The sequence below is a fragment of the Providencia sp. PROV189 genome (assembly GCF_028480065.1).
GTDB lineage: Bacteria > Pseudomonadota > Gammaproteobacteria > Enterobacterales > Enterobacteriaceae > Providencia > Providencia stuartii.
Map to the genome: position 1 here is coordinate 32,427 of NZ_JAMPOG010000047.1, position 10,244 is coordinate 42,670.

The window sequence follows — 10,244 nt, forward strand, 5'->3', positions numbered from 1 at the left end:
CGAGTAATAATACCATTAATGAGCAAATAAGACTCTTTTCAGATTTAAGTGTAACGCTTTCATACTTAAAACCTATTGCTGAATTATGGTTTATAACTAACTGTTTTTTATTGCCTTTTACTATATTAGAGGTATTTAACTGAAACCATAGCTAAGCCTTTTTCTTTATTAGTCCAATTAAATTGATAAATGCTGCGGTTGTCTTCAGTTTTCTTCCATTCGCTAGATGGTGATTGCTTTGTATAATTAAAACTTGATGTTTTTACTTTATTCTCTTCACTATTATAACAATTTAATTGAGCATTGTTGTTATTAAAAGAATAGTTGCAAGGAGGATATACAATCATTGCTTTAAATGTAATTGTTGTGCTATTAGTTTTTGCTTGAACGTTAGTTGTAAATAAAGCAGTTGCGATCAGAGCAAAAGATAACGCTGTTTTGATTGTATTCTTAATCATGGTATTAGTCCTCGATATATATTTAAGTAACTTAATTCGCTTATATTGTTTCCACAAGTTTGGATGAAGCGAATTATATAGATTAAAGTTTGCTTTGGGTGTTAATTTTAAAAAGCAAATGTGAGTAAATATATTTGAAATTGATTAATAATATTGATTGTACGCATTCCCTCCCAATTTAGTTAATTAGAGTTTAATTCTGTGTGTAATGACTCATTGTAGGTATTTGGCTTTATATGCTTCTTTTTGTCTCCTTTTTGATGGTTTTATCTGTTGGTGTGGAGGTGGTTTTGGTTGTCTTTTTAATTAAAAATATAAAGTAAATTGCAATGATTTTTTATTTATTTTTTAATGGAAATTAATAAAACAATGATAAAAATAAACATAATGTATCTAAATATTTCATCGAGTAAGTGAATTATTAAATTACGCTATCTACGATTTATTCTGTTTTCACCGTAATCAAACGGTGACAGATTGAAATACGCATATTGCGATTAATTGTTTTATTTTTTAATTGTTAGATGAAGCTTCTTTATATAACGATAGCGTTATACCTATTCGATAAAAATTGACTGACTAAAATGAAATTGGCCTACTTTTTTGTATTAAACGGTTTATGTGTCGGTGTTGGCCTGCATACTTACACTATCTTGTTTTGCATGATGTCATGTTCTTAGCATAGCGGTGTATCTCATCATGAAAGTGATAGCATCAATCATCGAACTTGGTTTGCTTTTCTATTTGTGACTAAGAGAGATATCATTAGGGCAGATAATCGTTGCCCAAAACGATGAATGCGTTGTTTATCGAGTAATTCTGTCGTGAGCAAGGCGTTTGAAATCTACTCACTCGATAAATGAATGTGAGTGGGTTTAGTTGATGGCTCAAGGTACGTTGTATGCTTTTCATAGCGTTTCTCCTTTAGCTATACCCACATCAGGTGTTCAGCATTCAAGAAAATCACTATTCCATTAACGTCAACCTTCCTTTTCCTTTTGTGTCTCTATTTTTCTCCTTCTTGTTTACATAAATATAGCTCTATTTGATAAATTTAAAGTCCTTTTAGGTTAATAATATGTTGCAAAATATTGGCGTAAAATATTGGAAATAATTACTTTGATGATGTTTTTGCGGAGTTAAATTTCATTTATTTTTAATAATTTAGTTTGATATTTTATCACTTGTGGTGTTTTTTTGAGCGTAGCCTGAGTAACTAAATCAAAAACAATAATGTAAATAATGTGTTGCTATATGATGAATAATTGTTTCTATTTTTTGCATTTAGAGTGAAATTTTATTTCATGCAAAATATAAAAAATAATAATTATTTCAATTAATTATATTATTTTATCCCTATTTTTTTAATTCATAATTAGTCACGTAAATTTACATTTTGATATAAATTGAGTGAGCGAGACAAAATGTCACGTTGCAAATGATGAAGAATTATTGAACATGTCAATTCTAATTGATAGTTAAAAGCATTAGATATCTGGTATACTGATTGGCAGTTTATATTAAGAAGGGCGACAAAATGAACATTCGCGATCTGGAATATTTAGTGGCATTAGCTGAGCATAAGCATTTTAGTCGTGCAGCAGACTCTTGTCATGTGAGTCAACCAACATTGAGTGGCCAAATACGTAAGCTAGAAGAAGAACTTGGGGTTATGTTACTAGAAAGGACTAGCCGCAAGGTTTTATTTACTCAACAAGGATTGCTACTTGTTGAACAAGCAAGGACGATTTTACGCGAAATTAAAGTATTACAGGAAATGGCGGCTCTACAGGGGGAAAGCATGTCTGGCCCTTTACATATAGGGTTGATCCCAACGATCGCGCCTTATCTTTTGCCCCTTATCATTCCTGAATTGCACAAGCTCTTCCCTAAACTTGAAATTTACCTACATGAAGAACAGACACAGCAACTGTTGGCTCAGTTGGATAGCGGTAAATTAGATTGTGCTATTTTGGCGCAAGTGAAAGAAACAGATCCTTTTATTGTTGTACCCTTGTTTGAAGAGCCAATGAAGCTCGCCATCTATGAAGGTCACTCATGGCAGGGGCGTGACACTATCGAGATGAATGAGCTATCTGGCGAGAAATTATTAATGTTGGAAGATGGCCACTGCTTACGTGACCAAGCGATGGGCTTTTGTTTTCAAGCGGGGGCTAAAGAAGATACACATTTCCGAGCAACAAGCCTAGAAACGCTGAGAAATATGGTGGCAGCAGGAAGTGGAATTACATTATTGCCTGATTTGGCCGTGCCTCATGAATCCTGCCGTGATGGTATTTGCTATCTGAACTGTATTCATCCAGAGCCGAAACGTACAGTAGTATTAGTTTATCGCCCAGGCTCACCGTTACGTGGTCGCTATGAACAGCTTGCTGAGGCTATTTATAATTTGATGAGTAGCTATTACAGTAATAAAGCGCGCTAATAAGTAGGGTGTGGCTAGAGAAGTGATTGCCGTATTAGGTTCGGCAATCACTTAATAGCTTAAAACAGGCGGTTTAAGCCATTTAATGCGGCAACGCGGAATGCTTCTGCCATCGTAGGATAGTTGAAGGTCGTATTCACAAAATACTCGATGGTATTTCCTTCCCCTTTCTGTTCCATAATAGCCTGACCGATATGAATAATTTCAGCGGCTCTTTCCCCGAAACAGTGGATGCCTAAAATTTGCAATGTTTCACGGTGGAATAAGATCTTCAGACTGCCCACGTTCATACCTGCAATTTGGGCGCGTGCTAAATGTTTAAATTGAGCACGTCCGACTTCATAGGGGATCTTCATCGCTGTCAATTCTTGCTCTGTTTTACCAACAGAACTAATTTCAGGGATGGTATAGATGCCGGTAGGAATATCTTCAACTAAGTGTGCATTACCTAAGTCTTCTGCTATAGCTCGAGCGGCAATACGACCTTGGTCATAGGCAGCAGATGCAAGGCTTGGATAGCCAATAACATCACCAACAGCATAAATATGTTCATTAGAAGTGCGGTAAGCGCTATCGACTTTAATCAAGCCACGGTTATCTGCTTCAATACCCACATTCGCTAAACCTAACTTATCCGTATTCCCCGTGCGACCATTCGCATACAGTAAACAGTCTGCTTTGACTTTTTTACCTGATTTAAGATGGACAATCACGCCATCAGGAACACCTTCAATTTTTTCATACTCTTCATTATGACGAATAACGATACCGCTATTCCAGAAGTGATAAGAAAGTGCATCTGACATTTCTTGATCTAAAAAGGCAAGTAAGTGATCGCGTGTGTTGATTAAATCAACTTTGACACCTAACCCGCGAAAGATAGACGCATATTCACAACCAATCACCCCTGCACCATAAATAATCACGTGGCGTGGTTCATGGGTTAGATTTAGGATGGTATCACTGTTGTAAATACGAGAGTGGTTAAAATCGACATCGGATGGGCAATAAGGACGCGACCCTGTCGCAATTACGATATTATCTGCACTGAGAACATCGCAACTACCGTCGGAATAGCGAACACTCACATGGCGTTCATCAATAAAAGTGGCTTCACCAGAGAACATTTGGCAGCCATTACGCTCATAAAAACCTTGGCGCATACGAGTTTGTTGACTGATCACGCTTTCAGCATGCTTGAGGATTTCAGAGAAAGAGGAGCGTAAGGAGCGAGAATTATCGCTGTAGAGTGGATTTTGGTTAAATTCGATAATTCGGCTAACTGCATGGCGGAGGGCTTTGGAGGGAATGGTTCCCCAGTGGGTACAGCCACCGCCGACACTATCATAACGTTCTATGACGGCGACGTTTTTTCCTTGCTTCACCAGTCCCATGGCGGCGCCTTCTCCACCCGGCCCGGAACCAATGACAATTGCATCAAAATGGATGTGTTGCATGAGGTAAGACCTGCTCTAAAACAAAATGACAACATGATGTTAGCATATCCGCCGATTATTTACCCGCTTTACTCATGTACTTTTAATTAATGGCTTTATTTAATGTTTTTATTTTGAAGCGTATTCACAAAAAAGCTTTTTTATTGCTTAGCGAGTTCTCTAACCAAATGACGGGAAATTAAGCACGGTTCTACGAATAAAAAGCCCCTTCACCTATTGAAAAATGATTTAGTGAAATTCTGAAAAGCGGTAATCTGTACACTTAATCGCTTTTTCCCTCAAACAGCCTAATAAATTTGAGGTATGCTAGAGAGGTGGTCACACCCAAGTTTTCATATTTTGGTATATTAATGGCTGTTTAATGACATAGAAATCAGGATCACCGTGAGCAATCATATTGGCGTTAGAGCAAAACAGAAAGAAAAAACTCGTCGTTCGCTCATTGAAGCCGCATTTAGCCAATTAAGTGCAGAACGTAGTTTTACAAGCCTTAGCTTACGCGAAGTTGCGCGTGAGGCAGGTATTGCACCCACTTCATTTTATCGTCATTTCAAAGACGTTGATGAGTTAGGGCTGACTATGGTTGATGAAAGTGGTTTGATGTTACGCCAGCTTATGCGACAAGCAAGGCAACGTATCGCGAAGGGCGGTAGTGTGATCCGAACGTCAATCTCAACTTTTATGGAATTTATCGGTAATAACCCCAATGCCTTTAGGTTATTATTGCGAGAGCGCTCTGGTACTTCTGCTGAGTTTCGTGCTGCAGTTGCACGGGAAATCCAACATTTTATTGCTGAATTAGCAGATTACCTTGAACAAGAAAGCCATATGCCACGCTATTTTACAGAGCTACAAGCAGAGTCTATGGTGACCATCGTGTTTAGCGCGGGTGCAGAAGCGCTTGATATCGATGAAGAAAAAAGGCGTCATCTGGAAGAACGGCTTGTACTTCAGTTACGCATGATCGCAAAAGGTGCGTATTACTGGTATCGCCGTGAACAAGAAAAACAAAATCAAACTGACCCCGATCTCACTAAATAATATAAGGAGAATCAATGACGGAACACAATCGCAATGAGAAAAGCACGTTACTATTAGCATTAGTGATTGGCTTATCAACTCACGGAACTTTCTCTGCTCTGTTTAACTCCTTAGTAGAGTTTTCTATTTTCCCTGTTATTAGTTTAATCGTCGCAATTTATTGTTTACATCAACGTTATTTGCATCATGCGATGCCTATCGGTCTACCTAAGTTTGTTGTAGGTAACTTTTTCTTAGGGCTATTTGCTTATGCAGCTATCTTACGAGTACAACATCCTGACGTAGGTTCGAGTTTTATTCCTTCAATCATTATTGTCGCGCTCGCGTTGTGGATGTACACAAGTTGGAAGGCACGTAAACAAGAACAAAAAGAGCTTGCAGAAGAAAACGAAGCTGAAGTTTAATCGCGTTTCCAAACCGCTCTAACCAATAACGCCGCTATGCCAACATTGCGGCGTTTGTGTATTTTATGGGAGCAAAACACGAATAATTTCTTAACCAAATTTTCATCTTCCACTCGCAATAAAATAATCGCCAGTTAGCTACGGTGTATATTAAAAATAGCAAGGTTGCCACCTGACTTAATGAATAAAAACAACAGGTGGCAAGTAAGATTTAGCGGCGTGTCAGCAGCACACCACTTTCCATATGATGGGTATATGGGAATTGGTCAAATAGAGCGAGTTTTTTGATTTTATGGGTCGCATTCAGGACAGACAAATTATCGCATAGGGTTTCCGGATTACAGGAAATATAGAGAATATTGTCATATTCTTGCACAAGCTGAACGGTTTTATCATCTAACCCGCTTCTTGGTGGGTCAACAAATATGGTGTTGCATTGGTAATCTGCTAGGTTAATGCCATCGAGTCTTTTAAATTCACGCACTCCTCGCATGGCTTGTGTAAAGTCTTCTGCTGACATGCGAATAATTTGTACATTATCGATTTGGTTTGCCGCAATATTATATTGCGCGGCTGCTACCGATGGCTTGGCTATTTCAGTGGCTAAGACTCGTTCAAAGTTTTGTGCTAAAGCCAGTGAAAAGTTGCCATTTCCACAATAAAGCTCCAGTAGATCGCCAGTTGCCCCTTGAGTGGCATCAATCGCCCATTCCAACATTTTAATGTTTACTTGAGCGTTTGGCTGAGTAAAGCTATTTTCTACTTGGCGATAAATCATATTTTTGCCATTCACCGGCAAAATTTCATCAACATAATCGTTGTCTAACATGATTTTGGTTTTTGAAGCGCGGCCGATAAGCTGTAAATCAAAACCTTTATTGATTAACGTTGTTTTTAATTGTTTGGCTGCTTCAATCCACTCTTCAGTGAGTTTTTTATGGTAAAGCAAAGAGACAATTAATTTATTACTCAGCGTCGAGAGATAATCAATTTGGAAAAGTTTATGGCGTAAAAGCGCATTTTCTTTTATCAGTGGCAAAATTTCAGCCATGATATTGTTGATCAGTTGGCTTGCTACAGGAAATTGATCGATACGCACACGCTCTTTAGTCTCTTTATCAAACATGATGTGAAATAAGTCATCACCATCATGCCATACTCGAAATTCTGCGCGCATACGATAATGAGATTCTGGTGAGGTAAATATCTCAGGTTCCATTGCCGTATAGGGGGCCATCATCGTTTTCAGACGTTCTACTTTTTCTGCAAGTTGCAGTTCATAGTGTTCAGTATTCATTAGTGTGGCCCTATTCATAGAAAACAGTAAAAAAATAACATCAGGGGCGAAATTGTAGGGCAAGTGGGGCAGATGTCCAGTTTTTGATTCCACATCGCATAGACACATACCTTCAATCCATTTAGGATAATGCGACTATGGTCGTAAAGAGTAAATAGGGAACTCGGTGTAAGTCCGAGACTGACGCGCAGCGGTGATGAAGGAAAAAAGAGATACAACACTGTTATTAATTAATGGGAAGTTGCCTCTATAGTTAATTTTTACCCAGATGGGTATGACTTCTCAGTCCGAAGACCTGCCATAGTTTAATCGCTTTGTTGGATATTAGCGCGGATCTGATATTCGGCCTCGCGGAATTTTAATCTCATTGATATTCCGGATTTATTATAATGAATAAGAGTAAGTTACTACCGCTATCGGTTGCTGCTATGGCAGTGTTGTGTGGTATTTCTTCTTTAGCAAGCGCAAACAATAAATCAGATGAAATGGTGGTGTCAGCGAATCGCTTTGAGCAGCCCATTTCATCAATACTGGCCCCTGTGACGGTCGTTACGCGTGAAGACATTGATCATTGGCAGTCTAATACTGTGATTGATGTATTAAGGCGGCTACCGGGTGTGGATATTGCGCAGTATGGTGGTATAGGACAGCAGAGCTCCCTCTTTATTAGAGGCTCAGAGTCTCGCCATGTATTGGTATTAATTGATGGTGTTCGTTTAAACCAAGCGGGTATTTCTGGCTCATCAGATATGAGCCAAATTCCTATCTCTTTAGTTCAGCGAATCGAATATATTCGTGGAGCAAGATCGGCTGTTTATGGCTCGGATGCAATTGGTGGTGTTGTTAATATTATTACTCGCCGAGATAATGTAGGAACCACATTAAATGCGGGTATTGGTTCTTATGGTTATCAGAATTATAACGGCTCAACTCAACAGAAAATCGGTGAAAATACAACAGTAACCGCTGCCGCAGCTTATACCTATACAAAAGGATTTGATCTAGCACCTAAGGACGTTAGTCCACGTGACTACGATAAAGATGGTTTTCTTAATAAATCATTATGGCTAGGTGTGGAGCATCAGTTATCATCTGAAATATCAGCTTATGCGAGAGCATATGGATATGATAATAGAACTCGTTATGATGCCTCTGAATACTCAGGTGTGCGGGTAGATACCCGTAAACTTTATAGCCGTACATATGAAACTGGGGTTAAATATCATCAAAACCAATACTCAACCTCACTATCCGGAAGCTATAGTTACGTTAAAGATTACAATTTTGATCCAAGGCAAGGGCAGTATGCTAGCTCTTCTAATCTAGATGAATCAAAGCAGTATAATATTCAGTGGGGTAACAATTATCGTTTAGATAAAGGTAATATTAGTGCGGGTATAGATTATCAGCGCCAAAGCATAGAGCCTAACGGCTATGCTTTAATAACTAAAAAAGAAACCATGAATAACACGGGGCTCTATTTGACGGGGCAATACTCGTTTGTTGATTCTGTTATAGCTGAAGCCGCCGTTCGCACGGATCATCATTCAGAATTTAATTGGCATACATCATGGCAATCAGGGCTGAGTTGGGAATTTTATGATGGGTATAAACTGGTTGGATCATACGCAACAGCATATAAAGCACCTAATCTAAGTCAACTGTACGCATATTCTTCATCAAATTGGGGAACAACAAAAGGTAATCCGAACTTAAAACCAGAAGAAAGTAAGCAGTGGGAAATTGGTGTTGAAGGAATAACGGGACCGCTATTCTGGCAAATTAATGCTTATCATAATGATATTGATAACCTGATTGAATATAAATATGGCAATTTTATCAATACATATGAAAATATTGGAAAAGCAGAAATTAAAGGTATCGAGTGGGTTGGTGAATTTAGCACTGGCTTTTTACATCATCAATTAACATACCAATATGTCGATCCCAGAAATAAAAAGACGAACAAAGTATTGGAGCGCCGAGCTAAGCAACAAGTGAAATACCAATTAGATTGGAATATTGCTGAGGTAGATATGGGGCTAACTTATCACTATATAGGTTCGCGTTATGATAATGACTTTTCCCAATCACCATCAAAACGTCTAAAACAAGGGGGGGTTAGCCTTTGGGATCTCACGGCGGCATATCCAATCACTTCACAGCTCACAATTCGTGGTAAAATAGCTAATATGTTCGATAAAGACTATGAGACCGCGTATGGTTATCGCACCGCTGGAAGAGAATATTTCCTTACAGGAAGCTACAACTTCTAATCACAACCTATCTATTCGCCCGACCATCCTTGTGTTTGATTCAGGGGTGGGGGGGCTATCTGTATATCGGGAAGTCAAAAAATTACTCCCTAACGCACATTATATATATGCATTCGATAATGAAGCCTTCCCCTATGGCGAAAAGAGTGAAGAATTTATTATCGATAGGGTGTATCAACTCGTTGATGCTATTGCGAAAAAACACCCTTTAACGATAGCAATTATTGCCTGTAATACAGCTAGTACCGTGAGCTTACCGAACCTTAGAGCCCATTTTCGTTTCCCAGTGGTTGGTGTCGTGCCAGCAATTAAACCTGCGACTAAATTAACGCGAAATGGTGTTGTTGGATTGCTTGCGACCAAAGGAACGGTGAATCGCGAATATACTAAAGAGCTAATTGAACGGTTTGCAACAGATTGCAAAGTGCTCTCGCTGGGTTCTGCCGACCTTGTTCAACTAGCGGAAAGAAAATTACATGGCGAACAAATTCCGCTAGATGAAATTGCCAATGCAGTGAAGCCATGGTTAAGAATGCCTGAACCTCCTGATACGGTGATCTTGGGTTGTACGCATTTCCCTCTATTAATAGAAGAACTCGAACAAGTGCTACCAGATGGCACAAGATTTGTTGATTCAGGGGCGGCGATCGCGAGACGTGCGGTTTGGCTGATTAATAATCAAGCAGAAGAAGTGATTGATAGTCAAGAAAAAGACTTTGCATATTGCCTTTTAATGAATGATACCGCTTTAGCATTACAACCTGTATTAGCCGCCGAAGGGTTCAATAGGCTACAAAAACTGGTGATTTAAGCCAAATTTGATGGTAATCTGAGCAAACGAAAAAAAAACGTAAAAAAGGGGTTG

The 10,244-nt window shown here is 38.8% G+C and carries 8 protein-coding genes and 1 riboswitch; of the genes, 5 read left to right on the forward strand and 3 right to left on the reverse strand.

Translation table 11 applies throughout. The features are described from left to right. Positions 1-125: 125 nt before the first annotated feature. Positions 126-458 carry a hypothetical protein gene (locus PR833_RS18780; RefSeq protein WP_004924557.1) on the reverse strand — a complete coding sequence of 111 codons (333 nt, stop codon included), beginning with the start codon at positions 456-458 and terminating at the stop codon, positions 126-128. Between the two features lie 1,537 nt (positions 459-1,995). On the opposite strand from PR833_RS18780, the gene oxyR reads away from it, so the two are divergent. Then, positions 1,996-2,904, forward strand: coding sequence for a DNA-binding transcriptional regulator OxyR (gene oxyR / locus PR833_RS18785; protein ID WP_272526417.1), 909 nt, complete (start codon positions 1,996-1,998; stop codon positions 2,902-2,904). Positions 2,905-2,963: 59 nt separating this feature from the next. On the opposite strand, the gene sthA is transcribed toward oxyR, so the two are convergent. Then, complete coding sequence (gene sthA, locus PR833_RS18790; RefSeq protein WP_004924458.1) at positions 2,964-4,361, reverse strand: Si-specific NAD(P)(+) transhydrogenase; 1,398 nt, start codon at positions 4,359-4,361, stop codon at positions 2,964-2,966. Between the two features lie 384 nt (positions 4,362-4,745). On the opposite strand from sthA, the gene fabR reads away from it, so the two are divergent. Both fabR and PR833_RS18800 read left to right on the forward strand, forming a co-directional pair. Then, positions 4,746-5,402, forward strand: a complete 657-nt coding sequence (fabR, locus tag PR833_RS18795; RefSeq protein WP_004924455.1) for an HTH-type transcriptional repressor FabR — start codon at positions 4,746-4,748, stop codon at positions 5,400-5,402. A gap of 14 nt (positions 5,403-5,416) precedes the next feature. Next, positions 5,417-5,806, forward strand: a complete 390-nt coding sequence (locus tag PR833_RS18800; RefSeq protein WP_004924454.1) for a YijD family membrane protein — start codon at positions 5,417-5,419, stop codon at positions 5,804-5,806. Between the two features lie 211 nt (positions 5,807-6,017). On the opposite strand, the gene trmA is transcribed toward PR833_RS18800, so the two are convergent. Beyond that, entirely contained in the window at positions 6,018-7,103 is a 1,086-nt protein-coding gene (gene trmA / locus PR833_RS18805; RefSeq protein ID WP_272526418.1) for a tRNA (uridine(54)-C5)-methyltransferase TrmA, read from the reverse strand. A 121-nt stretch (positions 7,104-7,224) separates the two neighbouring features. Beyond that, positions 7,225-7,420: riboswitch (cobalamin riboswitch) on the forward strand. 69 nt (positions 7,421-7,489) lie between these two features. On the opposite strand from trmA, the gene btuB reads away from it, so the two are divergent. Beyond that, on the forward strand, positions 7,490-9,379 hold the full coding sequence (btuB, locus tag PR833_RS18810; protein WP_181710205.1) for a TonB-dependent vitamin B12 receptor BtuB: 1,890 nt from the start codon (positions 7,490-7,492) through the stop codon (positions 9,377-9,379). Further along, complete coding sequence (murI, locus tag PR833_RS18815) at positions 9,324-10,190, forward strand: glutamate racemase (protein ID WP_053110222.1); 867 nt, start codon at positions 9,324-9,326, stop codon at positions 10,188-10,190. The genes btuB and murI overlap by 56 nt, the downstream gene beginning before the upstream one ends. The last annotated feature ends 54 nt before the right edge of the window (positions 10,191-10,244 follow it).

Bases quoted from the DNA above. Each gene is read 5' to 3' on its own strand.
- PR833_RS18780 (WP_004924557.1), bottom strand. From the start codon at position 458: ATGATTAAGAATACAATCAAAACAGCGTTATCTTTTGCTCTGATCGCA.
- oxyR (WP_272526417.1), top strand. From the start codon at position 1,996: ATGAACATTCGCGATCTGGAATATTTAGTGGCATTAGCTGAGCATAAG.
- sthA (WP_004924458.1), bottom strand. From the start codon at position 4,361: ATGCAACACATCCATTTTGATGCAATTGTCATTGGTTCCGGGCCGGGT.
- PR833_RS18800 (WP_004924454.1), top strand. From the start codon at position 5,417: ATGACGGAACACAATCGCAATGAGAAAAGCACGTTACTATTAGCATTA.
- trmA (WP_272526418.1), bottom strand. From the start codon at position 7,103: ATGAATACTGAACACTATGAACTGCAACTTGCAGAAAAAGTAGAACGT.
- murI (WP_053110222.1), top strand. From the start codon at position 9,324: ATGGTTATCGCACCGCTGGAAGAGAATATTTCCTTACAGGAAGCTACA.